This window comes from Streptomyces sp. SID12501, assembly GCF_010550245.1.
GTDB lineage: Bacteria > Actinomycetota > Actinomycetes > Streptomycetales > Streptomycetaceae > Streptomyces.
Window position 1 is genome coordinate 19,428 of sequence record NZ_JAAGLU010000042.1, and the last position, 20,919, is coordinate 40,346.

Below are 20,919 nucleotides of genomic sequence, written 5' to 3' on the forward strand. Positions count from 1 at the left end.
TGCCACGAGAGCCGCGGGCGGAGGGGCTCCCTCCTTCCCCTCGGGAGGGACACCCCCAACCCATCACGTCGAAGGGACGACGGACGACGATGTTCCATCCCAGGCGCACATCCAGACTCGCCACCAGGCGCACCCTCAGGGCACTGCTGCTCCCGCTCGCCGCAGGCCTCGCCCTCACCGCGCTCCCCGCAACCTCTGCGCAGGCGGCCAGCACCCTCACCAACGGCGGCTTCGAGGCCGACGGTTCCGGCGCGGCCGTCCCCAACGGCTGGACGGAGTACGGCGACACGGGTGCCTCGTACGTCGAGTCCGGTGGCCACGGCGGCAGTTACCGCCTGTCCCACTACTCCGCCTCCGCCTACAAGGTGGAGACCTACCAGTACCTGTCCGGTCTCACCAACGGCAACTACAAGCTCACCGCGTGGGTACGCTCGGGCGGCGGGCAGAAGTCGGCCTACATAGCGCTGAAGAACTGCGGCAGCTCCGAGCAGCGCACCGACCTGCCCGTCTCCGCCAGCGGGTGGATCCGGATCGTCGTGCCGATCGCCGTGACGAACAACCAGTGCACGATCAGCGTCAACTCCGATGCCAACGCGGGCAACTGGATCAACGTCGACGACCTGACCTTCGCCTCCGGCACGGGCGGGCTGTCCGTCAAGGGCGCCGACATCTCCTCCCTCCCCAAGAGCGAGGCGCTGGGCGGCACGTACAAGACCAGCTCCGGCACGACCTCGGACGCGCTCACCGTCCTGAAGAGCTCCGGCATGAACTACGCGCGGGTCAAGGTCTGGGTCAACCCGGCCGACGGCTACAACAACAAAGCGCGTGTCCTCGCCATCGCCAAGCGCATCAAGGCGCAGGGCATGAAGCTGCTGGTCGATTTCCACTACTCGGACACCTGGGCCGACCCGGGCGCCCAGTCCAAGCCGGCCGCGTGGGCCGGACACTCGTACACTCAGCTGAAGACGGACGTCTACAACCACACGTACGACGTCCTGGGCGCCCTCAAGTCCCAGGGCACCACCGCCGACATGGTCCAGGTCGGCAACGAGATCAACGGCGGCATGCTGTGGTCCGAGGGCTCGACCGACAACTGGTCGCAGCTCGCCGGGCTGCTCAACTCCGGCTACAACGCGGTCAAGGCGGTCAACTCCGGCACGACCGTCGCGCTGCACCTGGCCAAGGGCGGCGATCTGTCGGGCACCCGCTGGTGGTTCGACAGCGCGGTCTCCAACGGTGTGAAGTTCGACGCCATCGGCCTGTCCTACTACGGCTACTGGCACGGCTCGCTCTACGACTTCCAGACCACCCTGGACGACGCGGCCGCGCGCTACGGCAAGCCGGTGTACGTCGCCGAGACGGCCTACCCCTTCCGGCTGGACAGCAAGGACTCGCACGAGAACATCATCGACACGACCGGTGAGCTCGTCTCCGGGTACGCGGCGTCCACGGCCGGGCAGTCGGCCTGGTTCCGGGACATCCTGAACGTCGTGGAGGCCGTGCCGAACGGTCGCGGCCTCGGCGTCTTCTACTGGGAGGCGACCTGGACGGCGGTCACCGGCAACGGCTGGGACCCCACGGACGCCTCCTCCGGCAACGGCTGGGAGAACCAGGCCCTGTTCGGCTACGACGACAAGGCGCTCCCCGCGATGACGTGGTTCAGCCACCGCTGAGACGGAAGTGACAAGGGGTCCGGCTGCCTGAGGGGGGTGGCCGGGCCCCTGTACGTTGGGATGCAAGGGCTTGTTCGAACTCACGTGCGTGATGGAAAGAGTTCGACCTCGGCCAAGAGGTGCGAACCCCCGTACGCGGCGGCCTCAACTGGGGGACATTGGGAGACACGGCAAGCGGTGACCGGGACGAGGAGGCGCGATGCTGAAGAGACCGGTAGGCGGGCAACGCCTGGAGATCCTGGAGTGGCTGAAGGACCCGGGCGCGCACTTCCCGCCCCAACGGCACGGCGATCCCGTCGAGGACGGCGTCACGGCGTCGGCCGTCGCAGCGAAACTCGGCGTTCCCCTCTCCGTCGCCACCACGCACCTGGGCCTGCTGGCGGGCATCGGCGCGGTCCGGACGAAGAGGGTCCGCTGGCGCACGTTCTATCGCCCCGACGAGGTGCGCATCGCCGAGGTTGCGCGCATGTTCGAGAAGGGTTGGTAGTAGGGGCCGTCCGTCTGCGGAGTGTTCTGCGGGCCGGCGGGAGCTTGTCGCGCCCACACGGCGGAGCCGTGTTCGATACAGCCCCGCGTCTCTTTCGGGGCGCAGCCCCCGTACCCACGGCGTTACCCTGTTGACCGGCCGTGATCCCCGCTCGCGGCGCGGCGGTGGGGCCCGCCGTATCCGAACCGCGTCCCTGCTTGCGCACACAGGCGCGTAGGAGACGTAAGACGATGACAGCCCCCGTCGATCCGACCGGGACCGCCGCCGCCCGGCCGCGCCCATCCGTCCTTCTCGGGCAGGCGCCCGTCGTCGGGGTGGTCGCGATAGGCGGCGCGATCGGCGCCTGCGCCCGGTACGCGGCCTCCCTCGCCTGGCCCGCGCAGGCCGGTGGTTTCCCCTGGACCACTTTCTGGGTCAACGTCGTCGGCTGTGCCGTGATCGGTGTGTTCATGGTGGTCGTCACGGAGATCTGGACCGCCCACCACCTGGTACGCCCCTTCTTCGGTACCGGAGTGCTCGGCGGCTTCACCACCTTCTCGACATACGCGGTCGACATCCAGAAGCTGGTCGCGCACGGCCACCTCGGCACCGGGTTCGCGTACCTCGCCGCGACCCTGCTCGCCGCCCTCGCGGCCGTGACGCTCGCCGCGACCGCGACTCGCCGGGTCCTGAAGCGGAGGCGGCGATGACCAGGCCGACCGGCAGCGTCCTGCGCGTGAGCGTCCTCAAAGCGGACGAGAACGGTAAGAAGTCGTTGTGAACTGGCTTCTCGTGATCGTGGGCGGAATGGTCGGCGCGCCCCTCCGCTATCTCACGGACCGGGTGGTCCGGTCCCGGCACGACACGGTCTTCCCCTGGGGCACCCTCGCCGTCAACGTCACCGGCTGTCTGGTCCTCGGTCTGCTCACCGGCGCCGCCCCGGGGCCGAACCTCCAGTTGCTCCTGGGTACGGGCCTGTGCGGTGCGCTGACCACGTACTCGACCTTCTCGTACGAGACGCTGCGGTTGGCCGAGGGCGGGGCGGGTCTCCTCGCCGTCGCCAACGTCATGGTGAGCGTGCCGGCCGGTCTCGGGGCGGCCTTCGCGGGCGTGTGGCTGGGCGGCGCGCTGTAGGCGGACGGCGTCCGGGCCTTGCCGGTGTGTAGTAGGACTGACTCCGCCGCTGCCCGTCCCTCCCCAGCAGAACTGGATTCCATGAGCTCCATCTCCGTCGGTCAGGCCGTCATCCTCGGAGCCGTCGAGGGGGTGACCGAGTTCCTGCCGGTCTCCTCGACCGGCCATCTGAAGATCACCGAGGGGCTGATGAACATCCCCGTCGACGACAACGCCGTGGTCGGGTTCTCGGCCGTCATCCAGGTCGGCGCGATCGCCGCGGTGTTCGTGTACTTCTTCAAGGACATCGTCCGGATCGTCTCCGCCTGGGGGAGGGGCCTCCGTAACCGCGACGAGCGCCACCACCACGACTACAAGTTCGCCTGGTGGGTCATCTACGCCACCATCCCGATCGTCGTGGTCGGCCTTGCCGCCAAGCCGCTGATCGAGGGCCCGCTGGCCTCGCTGTGGGTGGTCGCCGCCTCGCTGATCGTCGGAAGCGGGGTGATGTGGGCCGCGGACCAGATGGGCCGGCACAAGCGCGGCGAGGCCGACACCACCTTCAAGGACGCGATGCTGGTGGGCAGTTCGCAGATCCTCGCTCTTCTGTTCCCCGGCTTCTCCCGCTCCGGCGCCACCATGTCGACGGCGCTGATCCTCGACCTGGACCGGGTCGCCGCCACCCGTCTCTCCTTCTTCCTCGGCATCCCCGCCCTGACCGGCGCCGGGCTGTACGAGCTGAAGGACGCCCTGGGCGCGGGCGTGGGCGTGGCGCCGCTGGCCGTCGGCACGGTGGTGTCCTTCGTCGTCGCCTACGGCTCCATCGCCTGGCTGCTGAAGTTCGTCGCCAAGCACTCCTTCAACGCCTTCGTGATCTACCGGATCGTGGTGGGCCTGCTGCTCTTCGGGCTGCTGGGCGCGGGTGTACTGAACTGAGCCGGTACGGGATGTGAGGACGGGTACGAGGACGGGCGCGACGACGGCCCCGGCCTCGCACCCTTGACAGTCCCGGTCCTTCACCCGCAGGATCACCCCCGTGAACCTGTCAGACAGCCAGACAGGTGGCTCGGTGCCGCGGCGCGTCAGCGCGATGGAAGCGGTCCTCGGTCATCTGCGCAGCGCCATCGAGCGCGGGGATTACGCCGTGGGGGACAAGCTCCCCTCCGAGGCCGAGCTGTGCCGGCGCCTGGAGGTGAGCCGGCCCGTGCTGCGGGAGTCCCTGCGGGCCCTGCAGACCATGGGCCTGACCGTCTCCAAGACCGGCAAGGGCACCTTCGTGGTGTCCAGCACCGTCGAGGACCCCACCTTCGGCGACTACGCGGCCAGTGACCTCCTCGAAGTCCGCCGGCACGTCGAGATCCCGGTCGCCGGCTACGCGGCCCTGCGACGGACCCCCGAGGACCTCGACCACCTCGCGCACCTGCTGGACCGCATGGAGCACGAGACCGACACCACCGCGTGGGTCGCCATGGACACCCTCTTCCACCTGGCCGTGGCGCAGGCCGCCCAGAACCCGGTGTTCCGCCGGGTGATCGAGGAGATCCGGGACGCGCTGGCCCGTCAGTCGGCCTTCCTGAACGAGCTGGGCGGCCGGCGCGAGCAGTCCAACCGCGAGCACCGGGCGATCGTCGAGGCACTGATCGACCGCAGCGAGGACGACGCGGTGGCGGCCATGTCCCACCACCTCGACCGGGTCTCCACGACCCTCACCGACATCGTGCGCGCCGCGCACACGGACACCCCCCACGAGACATCCCCGGAAGGCGGACCCGAGGCGTGAGCGAGCAATCCCTGCAGGACGGTACGGAGAACAGGGCGGCGAACGGTGCGGCGCAGAAGAAGGCCGTACACGTCGACGCCGGTGACGCGGGCTACAGCAAGTCGCTGAAGTCCCGGCACGTCAACATGATCGCCATCGGCGGAGCCATCGGCACCGGCCTGTTCCTCGGCGCCGGCGGCCGGCTGGCCGACGCCGGCCCGTCCCTCTTCGTCGCGTACGCGGTCTGCGGCGTCTTCGCCTTCCTCGTCGTCCGGGCACTGGGCGAACTCGTCCTGTACCGGCCCTCGTCCGGTGCGTTCGTGTCGTACGCCCGTGAGTTCCTGGGTGAGAAGGGCGCGTACATCGCGGGCTGGATGTACTTCCTGAACTGGGCCACCACAGGCATCGCCGACATCACCGCCGTGGCCCTCTACACCCACTACTGGGGCCTGTTCTCCGACATCCCGCAGTGGGTGCTCGCGCTGATCGCCCTGGCGGTCGTCCTCACCGTGAACCTGATCTCGGTGAGGATGTTCGGCGAACTGGAGTTCTGGTTCGCCATCATCAAGGTCAGCGCCCTCGTCGTCTTCATGCTGATCGGCATCTTCCTGCTGGTCACCCAGCACGAGGTCGACGGCACCACCCCCGGCCCGTCCCTGATCACCGACAACGGCGGTGTCTTCCCCAACGGCCTGCTGCCCATGCTGCTGATCATCCAGGGCGTGGTCTTCGCCTACGCCTCCGTCGAACTCGTCGGTGTCGCGGCGGGCGAGACCGAGAACCCCGAGAAGATCATGCCGAAGGCGATCAACTCGATCATGTGGCGTGTGGGTGTCTTCTACGTCGGCTCGGTGGTCCTCCTCGCGATGCTGCTGCCGTGGAACAAGTACACGTCGGGCGAGAGTCCCTTCGTGACCGTCCTCTCCAACATCGGTATCCCGGCGGCCGGCGGCGTGATGAACCTGGTCGTCCTCACGGCGGCCATGTCGTCCCTCAACTCGGGCCTGTACTCCACCGGCCGCATCCTGCGCTCGATGGCGATGTCCGGCTCCGCGCCGAAGTTCACCGGCCATATGAGCCGCAGCCAGGTCCCGTACGGCGGCATCCTGCTCACCAGCGGGTTCTGCGTACTCGGCGTCGGCCTGAACTTCGTCGTCCCCGCCGACGCGTTCGAGATCGTGCTGAACTTCGCCGCGATCGGCATCCTCGCCACCTGGGGCATGATCATGATCTGCCACCTGGTGTTCTGGCGGAAGACCGAGAACGGCGAGCTGACCCGGCCGAGCTACCGCCTCCCCGGCTCCCCGTGGACCGAGCTCGTGACGCTGGCCTTCCTCGCCTCGGTTCTCGTCCTGATGTACGCCGACGGCGGTGCCGGCCGCACCACCGTGCTGTGTCTCCCGCTGATCGCCGGGGTACTGGTCGCGGGCTGGTACGCCGTCCGCGCCCAGGTGGCACGCAAGGCCGCCGAAGCGACCACGGCCAACCAGTCCACCGAAGCCGGCGGGCCGGCCGGAGCCGACGCGTGAACCACGCGGTGATGCAGGATGAAGTAATGCAGGAAGCAGCACAGACAGCCATGTACGGCAGTTCTCTGGCGGACGCCCCCGCGATCCGTGAACCCCTCCACTCGCCCGTCGCGCACCTGGTGCGCGACGGGGTCATCGAGGGCATCCACTACGGTTCCGTCGTCGTCCTCGGCGCCGACGGCCAGGTGGATCTGCAGGTGGGCGACATCGAGGCGGCCTTCTATCCGCGCTCGGCCCTGAAGCCGGTCCAGGCGGTGGCCATGCTCAGGGCAGGCCTGCCCCTCGACGGAGAGCTGCTCTCCCTGGCCGCCGCCAGCCACTCCGGCGAGGAACGCCACCTGGCCGGCTCCCGCCGCATCCTGGAGCTGGCCGGCCTCGCCGAGGACGACCTGCGCAATGTGCTGGACCTGCCGTTCGACCCGGTCGTCCGGGACGGCTGGATACGCGAGGGCCGCCTGCCCTCCCGCCTCGCCCAGAACTGCTCCGGCAAGCACGCGGCCATGCTCTACACCTGCGAGCTCAACGGCTGGCCCCTCGACAGCTACCTGGACCCGGGCCATCCCCTCCAGCAGGCGATCGCCGAGATCGTCGAGGACCTCACCGGCCAGCGCATCGCCCGGGTCACCGTCGACGGCTGCGGCGCGCCCCTCTTCTCCATCTCCCTGCACGGTCTCGCCCGCGCCGCGGCCCGGATCACCACCGCCGCCCCGGGCACCCCGGAGGCGCTGGTCGCCGACGCGATGCGCGACCACGCCGAGATGGCCTCCGGTTCCGGGCGGGACGTGGCCGCGCTGATGCGGGCCGTGCCCGGGCTGCTCAGCAAGGACGGCTTCGAGGGCGTCCAGGTCGCCGCCCTCCCGGACGGCCGGGCCGTCGCGGTGAAGATCGCCGACGGCGCGAACCGGGCCCGCGTCCCGGTGACGGCGGCGGCACTCGTCCGGGCCGGCGTGGACCCGGCGCTGCTCACCGAGTTCGCGGGCGAGGCTCTGCTCGGCGGCGGCCGTGAGGTCGGACGGGTCCGACCTGCCCGCGTGCTCGATCCGGTACCGCGTCGGTAGGGGAATTCGCGCGGATTTCTTCGCCCCCGCCGCCCCTGCCCGTCCCTCCCCCAGAGGGGGGACCCCACTGGGGGCTACGCCCCCAGACCCCCGCTGTCGGCCCTGAAGGGGCCTCGTCCTCAAACGCCGGACGGGCTGGATATGCGGGCCTTGAACACCGGACCGGCTGAATTGCCAGCCCCCTTCACGAAAGCAGGCCCACCCAGCCATGACCGGCGCAGCCACCCGCAGCGAACACGATCTCCTCGGCGACCGGGACGTTCCCGCCGAGGCGTACTGGGGTGTCCACACCCTGCGCGCCACGGAGAACTTCCCCATCACCGGCATGACCATCTCCGCCTACCCGCACCTCATCGACGCCCTCGCCGCCGTCAAGGAGGCCGCCGCCCTCGCCAACGAGGAACTCGGTCTGCTGGAGCCGAAGAAGGCCGCCGCGATCGTCGAGGCGTGCCGGGAGATCCGGGGCGGCAGGCTGCACGACCAGTTCGTGGTGGACGTCATCCAGGGCGGGGCGGGCACCTCGACGAACATGAACGCCAACGAGGTGGTCGCCAACCGGGCGTTGGAGCTGCTGGGCCACGAGAAGGGCCACTACCGGCACCTGCACCCCAACGAGGACGTCAACCTCGGACAGTCCACCAACGACGTCTACCCGACCGCCGTCAAGGTCGCGACCGTCTTCGCCGTGCAGGAACTGCTCAAGGCGATGACCGTGCTCCAGGACGCCTTCGCCCGCAAGGCGGTCGAGTTCCACGACGTGCTCAAGATGGGGCGTACGCAACTGCAGGACGCCGTGCCGATGACGCTCGGGCAGGAGTTCTCGGCGTACGCCGTGATGATCGAGGAGGACCGCAGCCGCCTCGCGGAGGCCGTCCAGCTGATCCACGAGATCAACCTCGGCGCCACCGCGATCGGTACGGGCCTCAACGCCCCCGCCGGATATGCCGAGTCGGCCCGCCGCCACCTCTCCGCGATCACCGGACTGCCGCTCGTCACGGCCGCCAACCTGGTCGAAGCCACCCAGGACTGCGGGGCGTTCGTCCAGATGTCCGGCGTGCTCAAGCGGGTCGCCGTCAAGCTCTCGAAGAGCTGCAACGACCTGCGCCTGCTGTCCTCCGGGCCGCGCGCCGGGCTCGGTGAGATCAACCTGCCGCCGGTGCAGGCGGGTTCGTCGATCATGCCCGGCAAGGTGAACCCGGTGATCCCCGAGGTCGTCAACCAGGTCGCCTTCGAGGTGATCGGCAACGACGTCACCATCACCATGGCCGCCGAGGCCGGACAGCTCCAGCTCAACGCCTTCGAGCCGATCATCCTGCACTCCCTCTCGGAGTCCATCACCCACCTGCGCGCCGCCTGCCTCACACTCGCCGAACGCTGCGTCGACGGCATCACCGCCAACACGGAGGCCCTGCGCGCAAGCGTGGAGAACTCCATCGGCCTGGTCACCGCCCTCAACCCGTACATCGGGTACACGGCCGCCACCGACATCGCCAAGGAGGCACTCGTCAGCGGCCGGGGCGTCGCCGAACTCGTCCTGGAGAAGGGCCTGTTGCCCGCCGAACGCCTCGCCGACCTGCTGCGCCCCGAAATCCTGGCGGGCAACGGCACGCAGCGCTCCGCTGGTTAGGCGGGTTCTTCGCTGCGGGCCGGTGGGGGCTGGTCGCTCCCCCATTCTCGGCTTCGCTCGAGCGGGGGCACCTCCATCGCGGCGGAGCCGCATATTGACACAGCCCCACGCCCCCCAAGGGGCGCATGCCCCGGCTTCACCAGCACCCCTTGGGCACCCACGAATGCGCACCAGGACCGGCCCGGAGGGAGAATGGAGATCATGGCATCAGCTCCTTCGCCCTCGTCCTCCTCCTCGCCCCCGACCTTCCTGCCGGTCCTGGAACGCATCGCCGAGGAGATCGAACGCACCCCCGGCCGCGGGCGCCCCGCCGACTACATCCCGGCGCTCGCCGCCCGCGACCCGCGCAGCTTCGGCATGGCCGTCGCCGAACTCGACGGCACGGTGTACGGGGTGGGGGACTGGCGGGAGCCGTTCTCCGCGCAGTCCGTCACCAAGGTCTTCACCCTCGCCCTCGACCTGGCCCGCGAGGGCGACGAACTCTGGGAGCACGTCGGCCGCGAACCCTCCGGCAATCCCTTCAACTCCCTGATCCAGCTGGAGTACGAGAGCGGCATCCCGCGCAACCCGTTCATCAACGCGGGCGCGCTCGTCGTCACCGACCGCCTGCACACCCGTACCGGGGACGCGGCCGGCACGCTCCTCGACTTCCTGCGCACGGAGTCCGGCAACCCCGGGCTCACCTTCGACAAGGAGGTCGCCGCCTCCGAGGCCGGACGCGGCCACCGCAACGCCGCCCTCGCGCACTTCATGGCCTCGTACGGCAACATCGACAACCCGGTCCCGGACCTGCTGGAGCAGTACTTCCGGCAGTGCTCGGTCGAGGCGTCCTGCGCCGACCTCGCCCTCGCGTCGGCCTTCCTGGCCCGCCACGGCGTCCGGGCCGACGGCACTCGCCTCCTTACCCAGAGCCAGTCCAAACAGATCAACGCCATCATGCTGACCTGCGGCACCTACGACGCGGCAGGAGACTTCGCCTATCGAGTGGGCCTTCCCGGCAAGAGCGGAGTGGGGGGCGGCATCATCGCGATCGTCCCGGGCCGCTGCACGCTGTGCGTATGGAGCCCGGGGCTGGACGAGCGGGGCAACTCGGTTGCGGGGGTGGCGGCCCTGGACCGCTTCACGACACTGACGGGAGTGTCGGTCTTCTGATGAGGGGGCGCCCCTCAGGGGCATGGGGCTGTGCCGAATGTGCGGCTACCGCCGCGCGGGCGCGACAGGCCCCCACCGGCCGGCAGCAGACCACCCACCGGTAACACGCAGGCCCCCGCCAGGAAGGCGTCCCGTAGCCCTCCGTCCACCCACCCCTGCCACGCTGACCAGGTGCTGGCCAAGGCTCCCCCGATCAACCTCCACCGCTGCCAGGCCACAGGCCTGATCGGCACCGCATGCCTCGCCCTCGGAGGCGAGACCGCCGGGGCCCTCCCTGTACGCGAACTCATCGCGCCCTCCACCGCCCGCGCCGCACTGGGCCTGGTCGGTGTCTACTTCGGCGTCGTCCTGCTGATCGCCGCCTGGACCCTGCTCGGCAGGCTGGTCCGGGGCTCGGAGCCGCCCACCGTACGGTCCCTGATGCTCGTCCTCGCCGTCTGGGCGGCCCCGCTCCTCCTCGCGCCGCCCCTGTTCAGCCGGGACGTCTACAGCTATCTCGCCCAGGGCGCGATGGTCGACGCGCACATGGACGTGTACACGCACGGCCCCGCCCTGCTCGGCGGCCCCCTCGCCGCCGAGGTCGCCCCGGTGTGGCAGCAGACCGGCGCGCCCTACGGCCCGGTGTTCCTCGCCGTCGCGTCGGGGCTCTCCGGACTGACCCGGGGCGAGATCCCCGCCGGCCTGTTCGGCCTGCGGCTCGTCGCGCTGCTCGGCGTGGCACTGATGGCGGCGGCTTTGCCCCGCCTCGCCCGGCACAGCGGCGCCGACCCGGCCGCAGCGCTCTGGCTCGGCGCCCTCAACCCGCTGGTCCTGCTGCACCTGGTGGCAGGCGCCCACAACGACGCCATCATGCTCGGGCTGCTCGGCGTCGGCCTGGTGGCGGCGCTGGGCCGGTGGCCGGTCCTCGGCGCCGTGCTCGTCACGCTCGCCGCCCTCGTCAAGGCGCCGGCCGTCCTCGGCCTCGCCGCGGTCGTGGCGCTCCAGATCCGCGCGGGCCGCAGCCCCGTACGGGCGGTACTGACCACCGCGGGCGCGGCAGCCGCCACCACTGTCGGCGTCACCGCGCTGGCCGGTACCGGCTACGGCTGGATAGGCGCCCTGAAAACCCCGGTGTCACCCCAGAACTGGGCCCTCACCAGCCTTCTCGGCCGCGCGACGGCCGCCGCGCTCACAGAGATCGGCAGCGATCTGGCACCGCTCGCCGTCCCGGCCTGGCACCTGCTCGGCATCGCCGTCACCGTTCTCGCCATCGCCTTCATATGGCTGCGCCGGCCACGCGTCAGCCCGCTCTACGCACTCGGCCTCAGCCTGGCCGTCGTGGTCGTCCTCGGCCCGGCGATCCGGCCCTGGTACGCCCTGTGGGCCCTGTTCCTCATCGCCGCCGCGGCGCCCAGCACCAGCCCGGCGATACGCCACCGCCTCGCCGCCGTCACGGGAGTCGTCGCGCTCCTCGCCCTGCCGAGCGGCGCGCCCGCCGGGACCGAGGAACTGGTCCTGGCCGTCTCCGGAGGCGCGCTGGCCGTGGTCGTCCTCTGGCAGGCCCACCAGACGGCCCGGACACCCCTGCGGGAGAGCACGGTATGAGCCTGAGGCCTGTGAGACTGCCCCGCACCGACCGGGAACGGCTGCTCCTGGTGCTCGTCCTCGTCGTCACGGTGACCGTGTTCACGGCGACCGTGCCCCTGCTGCGCGGCTGGTTCGACCTGCGGGTCTACTACGGGACCGTCGACACCTGGGTCCACCACGGAGGCCGGATCTACGACTACCGGGTGCCCGGCACGGCGTACGGCTTCACCTATCCGCCGTTCGCGGCCGTCAGCATGCTGCCGATGGCCCTGCTCGGGCTGCGCGCCGCGATCACCGCCGCGCTGCTCCTCAACCTGGCGGCGCTCGGCGCGGTGGTGTGGATGACCACCGGACCCGTGCTGCGCCGGTACGGCTGGTACGGCTGGGCCCTGACCGGCTGCGCACTGGCGCTGTTCGAACCCGTCCGCGACACCGTCAGCTTCGGCCAGGTGAACCTCGTACTGCTGGCCCTCGTCCTCACCGACGCCTGGCTGCTGACGACCGGGCGGGCCCGCTGGGCGGGCATCGGCATCGGGCTCGCCGCCGCCATCAAGCTGACCCCGGCCCTGTTCATCGGCTTGCTGCTGCTCGCCGGACGGCGCCGGGCAGCCGGGGTCGCGACGGCCGTCGCCGGTGCGGCCACCGCGCTCGCGGTCTGGGTCGCGCCGGACGCCTCACGCTTCTACTGGAGCGAGGCGCTGTGGGACACCCAGCGCATCGGGAAGGCGGCTTACGTCTCCAACCAGTCGCTCCAGGGTGTGCTGGCTCGGCTGGCCGCGCCGGGCGAGCCGAGCCGTGCCGTGTGGCTGGTGGTGGTTGTGGTCGTCCTCGGTGTCTGGGCGTGGCGGGCCCGGCGGGCCGTCGCGGTGGGGGACTGGTGGGCGGCGTTCGCCCTCACCGGGCTGACCGCGTGTCTGGTCAGCCCGATCACCTGGGTCCACCATCTCGTCTGGCTGCTCCCGTCGTTCGCCGTCCTGCTGCGCACCGGGCACGCGCGCGTGGCGGGCGCCCTGTACGCGGTGCTGTGCACGAGCGTGGTGTGGCTGTGGTTCGACGACGCGTCCGGCGTCGACGGCTTCGTCGGCGGCAGCGCGTACGTCTGGGTCACCCTCGGGCTGCTGCTGTGGCTGCCCGTGGACGACGCCGGTCAGACGCGTTTCGGGCCCACGAGCCGCAACACCAGCGACACCGCTCCGGCGCCGAGCACGGCCGCTCCGAGGATCGTCCAGGTCTCCGGCCAGCCCGGCCCGCTGTCGGAGGCCACGGTGGCGGCCACCGGCACCGGGGCCGACGCCTCCGGGCCCGCCTGCGCCACTGGCCGCGCGGCGACCAGCGAGCCGACGGGATCGACGCGTCCGGCGGCCCCGAAGCCCCAGTCGAGCAGCGAGCGGGCCTCCTCGTAGACGGCGTATCCGCCGCCGTCCTGAGGGTTCATCACCGTGACGACCAGGGTGCGCCCGCCCCGGCGCGCGGCGGCGACCAGCGTGTTGCCCGCCCTGCTGGTGTAGCCGTTCTTGACGCCGATCACCCCCCGGTAGCGCTCGACGCCGTTGGCGCCGGTCAGCAGCCGGTTGGTGTTCTGGATCTCGTACGACCAGCCGCCCCCGCCCGGGAACTTGGCGTAGGCCGTGCCGCAGTACGCGGCGAAGTCGGCGTTGCGCAACCCGGTCCGGCCGAACACCGCGAGGTCGTACGCCGACGACACCTGCCCCGACGTGTCGTAGCCGTCGGGCGAGCGCACATGGGTGTCGCGGGCGCCCAGGGAGCGGGCCCGGGCCTGCATCCGGACGGCGGTGTCGCGCCAGCCCCCGCTCATGGCGGCCAGGACGTGCACGGCGTCGTTCCCGGAGTTGAGGAACACCCCTCGCCACAGGTCGGAGACACGGTACGTACGCCCCGCCGCGACCCCGACCAGACTGCTGCCGGCCCCGATGCCCGCCAGATCGGCCTCGGTGACCTTGTGCTGCAGGCCCGCGGGCAGCGTGGGCAGCACGGTGAGGGCGAAGAGTGTCTTGAGCGTGCTGGCCGGCGGCAGCTTGCGGTGGGCGTTGTGCGCGGCGAGCACCTCACCGGTGCCGGCGTCGGCCACCAGCCACGACAGCGCGGACACGTCCCGGGGGAGTCGGGGCGCTCCGGGGCGGAGCCGGGCCTGGGTGCCGGAGCGGTACAGCGGTCCCGCGTCCCCGGCCCTCGGGGTGACCGGGTCGGCACCGGTGCGGGCGGACGCCGGGGCGGGCGTGAGCGCCAGCACGCCCGTCACGCACAGCGCACAGCAGGAGGCGGCGATCCGGGAAGGGAATCTGATGGTCATACCGCAAACGTAAGAATGGACGCGCCGAACGGGGCGCTGCCGGGGCCGAGAAGCGGGCCCGAACACCCGGATGCCACACCCGGGAGCACACGGGCACCCAAAGGCGTGGCTACTCGGCGGGCAGTGTCGGCTGGATCCGCCGAAGGAAGGTCGCGTTGTCGGGCGTGCTGCGGAGCCGCTCCAGGAGGGTCTCCAGGCTCGCCTGGCCGTCCCGCGTCTGCAGGGCCCGCCGCAGCCCCTGTACGGTCGTCAACTCGGCCGGGGACAGCAGGAGTTCCTCGCGACGGGTGCCGGACGGGTTGATGTCGACGGCCGGGTAGACGCGCTGGGAGGCGAGCTCGCTGCTCAGCCGGAGCTCCATGTTGCCCGTGCCCTTCAGCTCCTCGAAGAAGAAGCCGTCGGCCCGGGAGCCGGTCTCCACCAGGGCCGTGGCGAGAATCGTGAGCGAACCGCCCTCCTCGGCCAGGCGTGCGGCGCCGAACAGCCGCTTCGGCCCGAGAATCGCGGCGGCGTCGACCCCGCCGCTGAGGGTTCGGCCACCGGAGGCCGCCGCGTTGTTGTGGGCCCTGCACAGCCGGGTGAGGGAGTCCAGGAGGATGACGACGTCCTCGCCCGCCTCGACGAGCCGCTTGGCCCGCTCGATGACGAGTTCGGCGAGCGCGATGTGCTGCTTGGGCGCCTTGTCGAACGTCGAGGCGTACACCTCGCCGCGCACGGAGCGCCGCATGTCGGTGACCTCCTCGGGCCGCTCGTCGAGCAGCACCACCATCAGGCGGCACTCGGGGTGGTTGCCGGCGACAGCCGCCGCGATCTGCTGGAGCAGTACGGTCTTGCCGGTCTTGGGCGGGGCCACGATCAGCCCGCGCTGGCCCTTGCCGACGGGTGCGATCAGGTCGGCGACGCGTCCGGTGAGTCCGGCCGCCGGGTGTTCGAGACGGAGCCGGTCACGAGGGTGCAGCGGGGTGAGGTCGCGGAAGTGACGTCGGCCGCGCAGCTCTTCGGGTGCGCGGCCGTTGACCAGCGCGACCTCGGTCAGAGCGCGCTGAGCGCCTTGCGCGCCGACGACGAGGTCGCCTTTGCGCAGGCCGTGGCGGCGGATCAGGGCCGGGGAGACCTGGAGGTCGGTGGGCGTGGGCAGGCAGCTGTCGGCGGCCCGCAGGTACCCCTTCCCGTTGCCGTCGATGTCGAGGACACCGGTCGCGATCCGGGTCGGGGGCAGTTGTTCTACCGGGGGGTGTTCGAGTGTGGTGGTCATGGTCGGGAGTCCTTTCAAGGACGGAGACGCATGCCGCATGAGGCACGCGGAGGAAACAGGAAGGGGGAGGGCCGCGAGAACCGAGCGCGCCGGGCGCGCCAACGGGCGGCGGAAGACAGCAACACCTCGGGTACGGCAGAACTACGTCGCAGCTGGTGAGGTGGTACTGAGTGAGCTGATGCGCCGATCGGGAATCCGACGGGCGGGTCAGCGAACTGAGGATGAACTGCACCGGCGCCCGGAACAGGGCGTACACAAGTGCTGACAGCACCGTAGCACACGGTGCGCGGCCATGGCTGTGAGTTGTGACTCAGCGGCTCGCGAGGAGCCCGTACAGGAGCGGGATGCGCGGCTCGGGCAACCGCCACCAGCCCGACTCCGTACGTTCCATACGGGGCCAGCGCGGCCAGGGCAGTTCGTCGCTCTCGCGCAACCGTCGGATGGTCAGTCCCGCCCCGATCAACGCGTTGACCGCCTCGTCCATTCCGTGCATCCACTCGAAGCTCTCGGTGGCCCCCGCCACGGCCGGCCCGTCGGTGTACGTGAACGTCGCGTCGCGGTGCACGGCGGCACCCGGAGCGCCCAAGTAGTCGTGCCGCAGCAGGAGTTCACCGGTGTCGTCCGGAGCGGGCTTCGGGCCGAGCGAGTTGAGCAGCGGATGGAACTCCACGATGTACAACAGGCCGCCGGGACGCAGGAGTTGAGCGACCGTCTCCGCCCAGCGGTCCAGATCGGGCAGATAGCACAGGGCGCCCTTCCCGGTGTACACGACGTCGAACCGCCTTTGCTCCAGCGCCTGCACGGCGTCGTACACGTTCGCCCGTACGTACGTCACGTCGAGGCCCGCCTTGGCCGCGATGCCGCGTGCGGCCGTCACGGACGCCTCGGAAATGTCGAGGCCGACGGCCCGTGCCCCGCGCTCGGCGAAGGCGAGGGTCTCCGTGCCGAGGTGGCACTGGAGGTGGAGCACATCGCGGTCGGCCAGTTCGCCGAGGTCCTCCCACTCCCAGGAGGCGAACCAGCGCGCCGGATCGAGGCTCTCGCCCAGACCGTAGAAACGGCTGGCGAGATGGACGGGGGTACGGGCGTCCCAGTTGGCCTCGTTGGCCCGCATCATCCGCGCGTGCTCGTCGGTGGTCATGAGGCCATCCAACCAAAACGCGCCCGCCGCCGTGGTGCGCATACCAGCCATACGAACCCCCGATGGGCCTGGAGCGACGCATTTCTTGTTCTGTCGAATGGCCGTACCTACGCTTCCAACACCGCACTCCGGCGGCACTGGACAAGGGACAGGGCAACCATGGGTCGACTGGCCGGGAAAATCGCCTTCATCAGTGGAACGGGGGCCGGAATAGGTCGCGCCGCGGCCCTTGTATTCGCCGCGGAAGGCGCCACGGTATTCGGCTGCGACCTTGACGAGGACAGCGCTTCCGAAACCGTCGAAATCGTCGAGAAGGCCGGTGGAATCATGCGGTCACTGGCTCCCGTGGACCTCTCCACCGAAAGCGGATCCCGTGAGTGGATCGAGGCCGGCCTCGCGGCCTTCGGCGGGATCGACATCCTCTACAACAACGCCTCCGCCCTGCGGAACGGACCGTTCGACTCCCAGCCCGTCGAGGACTGGTACTTCACCATCCGCAACGAACTGGACATCCCCTACTTCTGCACGCGGGCGGCCTGGCCGCACCTGATCGCGCGCGGCGGCGGAGTCGTCCTCAACGTGGCCTCCGTGGCCGCCGTACGAGGGGCGCTCTTCATGCCGATGGTGCCCCACGGGGCAGCCAAGGGCGGGGTGCTGGCGATGAGCAAACACCTGTGCGCGGCCGGCGCCCCGCACCGCATCCGGGTCAACACCATCGCTCCCGGCATGACCCGCACGTCGGCCACCGCGCCGTTCCTCGACGACCCGGACGGGCCCCGGGCCCAGTTGGAGGCGCGCATCCCCGTCGGGCGGGTCGGGGAGCCGGAGGACATCGCACGGGCCGCGGCCTTCCTCTGCTCCGACGAGGCGGCGTTCGTCAACGGCGCCAACCTCATGGTCGACGGCGGCGACAGCGCGATGGCGGGCTGAGCGGACGTGACCACCCGACTCGACCACGTGGGTGTCAACGTACGCGATCTGGCCGCCCAAACCGCCTGGTACCAGGGCGCGTTCGGCCTGAGGACCGTCTTCGAGTTCCACCTCGAAGGCCCCGGACTGAGAGGAGTCGTCCTGGAGCACGCGGACGGCTGGCGCATCGAACTGCTCGCCCGGCCCGGTTCCGCGCCGGGCCTGCGGGCCCCGGATCCGCTGACCGCCGCGCTCACCGAGGGATACGGGCACTTCGCGGTCACCACCCCCGAACTCGACCCCGTTCACGACGCCTTGGTCGCCCATGGAGCGGGCGAGGTCATGAAACCGGGGCCGTCCCCCCAACCGGGCGTGCGTATGGCCTGGGTCAGTGACCCCGAGGGAAATCTCATCGAACTCATAGAGAAGAAGCCGCGATGACGCAGACAACGAAATCGATCTCCCCGAACAGACTCGACAAGGGCACACTCATAGCCTGTTGCCTCGCGGTCGCGGCGGCACAACTGTGCATTACCGTTCCCTCGCCCATCAACGGGGAAATCCAGGCCGCATTCGGTGCCTCGGGTTCCCAAGTGGCCTGGGTGACCTCCGCCTTCATTCTGCCCACCGCCATTCTCGAGCTGAATTTCGGTGTGCTCGGAGACCTGTTCGGACGTAAACGCCTGCTGGTGCTCGGCGGACTGATCCTGGCGCTCGGTGAACTCCTCAACGCCACCGCGCAGAGCATCGGCATGCTCTGGGTCGGCCAGGCACTCGCCGGTGTCGGTGCCGCCGCGCTCTTCCCCAGCTCCCTCGCGGTCATCGCCGCGGCCACCCCGGACCAGAAGGACCGGGCGAAAGCCGTATCCACCTGGGCACTGAGCATCTCCCTCGCCTCGGCCGCCGGACCGCTGTCCTCCGGAATCCTCGCCACGGTCGCCGACTTCCGCTGGGCGTTCGTCCCGCCGGTCGTCCTCGGGCTGGTCGTCGCGGTCGCGTGCTGGAAGCTGGTCACCGACTCCAAGGCACCTGAGGGCCGCACCCTGGACTGGCCCGGCCAGATCACCATCGCCGTCGGGCTCACCGCCCTGCTCTGGGGCATCATCGAGGGCGGCGAGCGCGGCTGGAGCAGTGCGGCGATCGTCGGCTCGCTCTCCCTGGCCGCGATTGCCCTCGTCGGGTTCGTCGTCGCCGAACTGCGCGCCGCGTCACCGATGTTCAACCTGGAACTGCTGAAGATCCCCTCGTTCGCGGCGGCTGCCGTCGTCGCCCTCGCCGGGATGTTCGGCTTCATCGGCACCGCGTACTGCGTGTCCATCCGGCTCGGCGCGGTGATGCATCTGAGCGCCCTGCGGGCCAGCATGCCCTTCGTCATCCTCCAGTTGATCCCGTTGCTCCTCGCCCCCGTGCTGAGCAGGATGCTCACCAGGGTGGACGCCCGCTGGCTGCTGATGGGCGGACTGCTGCCCATGGCCGCCGGCCAGTTCTGGATCGCCGCCCTGCCCATCACGACCACCTCCCTCGCGGCCTTCATCGGTCCGGTGCTGCTGCTCGGCGTCGGCTTCATCTGCGTGGTGTCGTCGCTGACCTCCGCCGCCGTCAACGCCGTACCGATCCACATGACCGGCATGGCCAGCGGCGCCACCAGCCTCGTACGCGAGTTCGGGCAAGGGCTCGGTCCCGCCGTCATCAGCACGATCGCGATGAGTGCCGCGTCCGCCGCGCTGGTCGGCAAGCTCAGTGGGGCCGACGCGGGGATGGAGGCGGCGGCCGGGCCGCTCGCCGTCGTCAACGCGGGCAGCGACAGTGCCCGGGCCGCCGCTCAGGCCGCGCTCGGCCACGGCATGGCGTTGGGCGTGGTGATCTGCGGCTGCGCCTCACTGCTGGGCGCGGTGGTCACCCTGTTCCTGGTCAGGAAGAACACCGCACGCTCCGAGGTCGGCGCGACCGGCGAGGTGGAGGTGCAGCCCGCGACCGCGTGATCCGGTGTACGCAGGCGAGGAGGCCGGGGCATCTGCCCCGGCCTCCTCGCCTGTAGGGAGTCGGCGCGGGCGTTGACCGGGGGCGCTGCCCCAGACCCCCGTATCGCGCTGAACGCGCTCGTCCTCAAACGCCGGCCCGGATACTCCAGACGTACCACTCTGGAGTGATCACAGGTGAACACCCTCACCGCCCCTCTCGCCCGCCCTCACAGGAACGCGTCGCTCTCTACGGAGAGCATGACGACTACACCCCGGAACCCCCTCGCGGGCACGGTCTACAACGACAGCCCGAACGTCATTTCGTCATAGCTCGGACCGGGTGGAAATCTGTCCGTCCCTATTACTTCCGAGAGAGGGACCAGGGACTACCGCGCACCCCGCCAGCCCGGAAACGGCGGACCGAGTGCCCACCCTCACCAACAGCTCTGCCCGTGCACCACGCACCCGTTCGGGGTGGCCGCAGGGGTCGTGAGGCAGAGCGCGGGGAGATCGCACCGCCCATGAGTAACCGGCTCGTCCGCGAGTCGCTGAAACGGGTTGTAAGCCCGTGTGGTCTCCCCACCATGTCCGGACCGGCCGAGCCGGCGAGGACAACACCGAGCCCACTGACCCAACGGTAGAGGTGCGCGGTACCGGCCCCGACTCGGGGATGTCGGTCGCAGAGTTCCCCGGTTCAAGTCCGGGGGTGGGCACGCAACAACGAGCACCAAGGGGCGGCCATGGCGCGCTGTACCGAGTGCAGCAACACGGCAACTCGCCGCGGACGCTGCGACGTTCACGACCGGGCTTATCAGAACCGTCCGTCGGTTCGGGCTCGTCGGTCCCGAGGGCGACGAGCCGCACTGTATAACGCTGCTGTACGACTCCGCCGGACCATCGACCGGAAGGGTTCCGCCCGGTGCGCGTGGTGTCTGGACGACTTCCCCGCGTGTGAAGTGGAAGTGGACCACCTGCGGCCCCTTGCCACGGGCGGGACAGACACAGGCGACAACGTGCACGTGCTGTGCCGCGAATGCCACCAGCTCAAGACGGCAACGGAGTTCGGAACTGGCGGCGGCTCCCGCTGGTCAGAACGCAGGTAGCCAATGATGTCTGGAAGGGAAAAATCGTCTGCCCTCCACTGCCCAACCGCTGGTGGGACTACCCATATGAGGCAGGGCGCGGTGTAGGCGCGCGCCCTGCCCTGGTAGGCCCGGCTAGCCAGTGCACTTGAACACGGCGGTAGGAAGATCCAAGCCCTCCGTCCGCTCCGTTCATCGGCCCATCCGCCACGTGACCCCCGCTCCCGTTGCTGTGAACACCAGCGTGACAAGCCATGCGGGTATTCGCTGTATGACCAAGTGCAGCCCGCCGCATCGGAGTTCGAACTGTGGTTTGT

Annotated in this window: 18 protein-coding genes and 1 pseudogene; 16 read left to right on the forward strand and 3 right to left on the reverse strand. The window is 70.3% G+C overall.

Annotation, left to right across the window (positions count from 1 at the left end; genetic code table 11):
• Positions 1-89: 89 nt before the first annotated feature.
• From G3I71_RS37510 to G3I71_RS52795, 12 genes are all read left to right on the forward strand, one after another.
• The gene (locus G3I71_RS37510; RefSeq protein ID WP_164322062.1) at positions 90-1,673 is read left to right on the forward strand and encodes a glycosyl hydrolase 53 family protein; all 1,584 of its coding nucleotides are present in this window, start codon (positions 90-92) and stop codon (positions 1,671-1,673) included.
• 199 nt (positions 1,674-1,872) lie between these two features.
• Positions 1,873-2,160: a helix-turn-helix transcriptional regulator gene (locus tag G3I71_RS37515; RefSeq protein ID WP_164322064.1), complete on the forward strand. Its 288-nt coding sequence runs from the start codon at positions 1,873-1,875 to the stop codon at positions 2,158-2,160.
• A 230-nt stretch (positions 2,161-2,390) separates the two neighbouring features.
• Positions 2,391-2,849, forward strand: coding sequence for a fluoride efflux transporter CrcB (gene crcB, locus G3I71_RS37520; protein WP_164322066.1), 459 nt, complete (start codon positions 2,391-2,393; stop codon positions 2,847-2,849).
• Between the two features lie 67 nt (positions 2,850-2,916).
• Positions 2,917-3,273: a fluoride efflux transporter CrcB gene (crcB, locus tag G3I71_RS37525; RefSeq protein ID WP_164322068.1), complete on the forward strand. Its 357-nt coding sequence runs from the start codon at positions 2,917-2,919 to the stop codon at positions 3,271-3,273.
• An 81-nt stretch (positions 3,274-3,354) separates the two neighbouring features.
• Positions 3,355-4,188: an undecaprenyl-diphosphate phosphatase gene (locus G3I71_RS37530; RefSeq protein ID WP_164322070.1), complete on the forward strand. Its 834-nt coding sequence runs from the start codon at positions 3,355-3,357 to the stop codon at positions 4,186-4,188.
• Positions 4,189-4,342: 154 nt separating this feature from the next.
• Positions 4,343-5,032, forward strand: coding sequence for a FadR/GntR family transcriptional regulator (locus tag G3I71_RS37535; protein ID WP_164322187.1), 690 nt, complete (start codon positions 4,343-4,345; stop codon positions 5,030-5,032).
• Entirely contained in the window at positions 5,029-6,540 is a 1,512-nt protein-coding gene (locus G3I71_RS37540) for an amino acid permease (protein ID WP_343243179.1), read from the forward strand. Before G3I71_RS37535 ends, G3I71_RS37540 begins: the two co-directional genes overlap by 4 nt.
• 50 nt (positions 6,541-6,590) lie before the next feature.
• On the forward strand, positions 6,591-7,598 hold the full coding sequence (locus G3I71_RS37545; RefSeq protein WP_203732423.1) for an asparaginase: 1,008 nt from the start codon (positions 6,591-6,593) through the stop codon (positions 7,596-7,598).
• Between the two features lie 208 nt (positions 7,599-7,806).
• Positions 7,807-9,225 carry an aspartate ammonia-lyase gene (aspA, locus tag G3I71_RS37550; RefSeq protein ID WP_164322074.1) on the forward strand — a complete coding sequence of 473 codons (1,419 nt, stop codon included), beginning with the start codon at positions 7,807-7,809 and terminating at the stop codon, positions 9,223-9,225.
• A gap of 192 nt (positions 9,226-9,417) precedes the next feature.
• Positions 9,418-10,377 (forward strand): glutaminase, encoded by a 960-nt coding sequence (locus tag G3I71_RS37555; RefSeq protein WP_164322076.1) that lies wholly within the window; start codon positions 9,418-9,420, stop codon positions 10,375-10,377.
• A gap of 171 nt (positions 10,378-10,548) precedes the next feature.
• A complete protein-coding gene (mptB, locus tag G3I71_RS37560) occupies positions 10,549-11,961 on the forward strand; it encodes a polyprenol phosphomannose-dependent alpha 1,6 mannosyltransferase MptB (protein WP_343243180.1) in 1,413 nt (470 codons plus the stop codon).
• An 11-nt stretch (positions 11,962-11,972) separates the two neighbouring features.
• Positions 11,973-13,346, forward strand: coding sequence for a glycosyltransferase 87 family protein (locus G3I71_RS52795; RefSeq protein ID WP_343243181.1), 1,374 nt, complete (start codon positions 11,973-11,975; stop codon positions 13,344-13,346).
• A gap of 35 nt (positions 13,347-13,381) precedes the next feature.
• Here G3I71_RS52795 and G3I71_RS37570 read toward each other — a convergent pair.
• From G3I71_RS37570 to G3I71_RS37580, 3 genes and pseudogenes are all read right to left on the reverse strand, one after another.
• A pseudogene (locus tag G3I71_RS37570) lies at positions 13,382-14,254 on the reverse strand (D-alanyl-D-alanine carboxypeptidase family protein); the annotation flags it as partial.
• Positions 14,255-14,363: 109 nt separating this feature from the next.
• Positions 14,364-15,509 carry a transcription termination factor Rho gene (gene rho, locus G3I71_RS37575; protein WP_164322080.1) on the reverse strand — a complete coding sequence of 382 codons (1,146 nt, stop codon included), beginning with the start codon at positions 15,507-15,509 and terminating at the stop codon, positions 14,364-14,366.
• Between the two features lie 310 nt (positions 15,510-15,819).
• On the reverse strand, positions 15,820-16,650 hold the full coding sequence (locus G3I71_RS37580; RefSeq protein ID WP_164322082.1) for a class I SAM-dependent methyltransferase: 831 nt from the start codon (positions 16,648-16,650) through the stop codon (positions 15,820-15,822).
• Between the two features lie 159 nt (positions 16,651-16,809).
• Between G3I71_RS37580 and G3I71_RS37585 the strand changes: the two genes are divergently transcribed.
• The 4 genes from G3I71_RS37585 (at position 16,810) to G3I71_RS37600 (ending at position 20,623) form a co-directional block, all read left to right on the forward strand.
• Positions 16,810-17,580 (forward strand): SDR family NAD(P)-dependent oxidoreductase, encoded by a 771-nt coding sequence (locus tag G3I71_RS37585; RefSeq protein ID WP_164322084.1) that lies wholly within the window; start codon positions 16,810-16,812, stop codon positions 17,578-17,580.
• A 6-nt stretch (positions 17,581-17,586) separates the two neighbouring features.
• The gene (locus tag G3I71_RS37590) at positions 17,587-18,000 is read left to right on the forward strand and encodes a VOC family protein (RefSeq protein ID WP_164322086.1); all 414 of its coding nucleotides are present in this window, start codon (positions 17,587-17,589) and stop codon (positions 17,998-18,000) included.
• Positions 17,997-19,541, forward strand: a complete 1,545-nt coding sequence (locus tag G3I71_RS37595) for an MFS transporter (RefSeq protein ID WP_164322088.1) — start codon at positions 17,997-17,999, stop codon at positions 19,539-19,541. The genes G3I71_RS37590 and G3I71_RS37595 overlap by 4 nt, the downstream gene beginning before the upstream one ends.
• A gap of 719 nt (positions 19,542-20,260) precedes the next feature.
• On the forward strand, positions 20,261-20,623 hold the full coding sequence (locus tag G3I71_RS37600; RefSeq protein ID WP_164322090.1) for an HNH endonuclease: 363 nt from the start codon (positions 20,261-20,263) through the stop codon (positions 20,621-20,623).
• Positions 20,624-20,919: the final 296 nt, after the last annotated feature.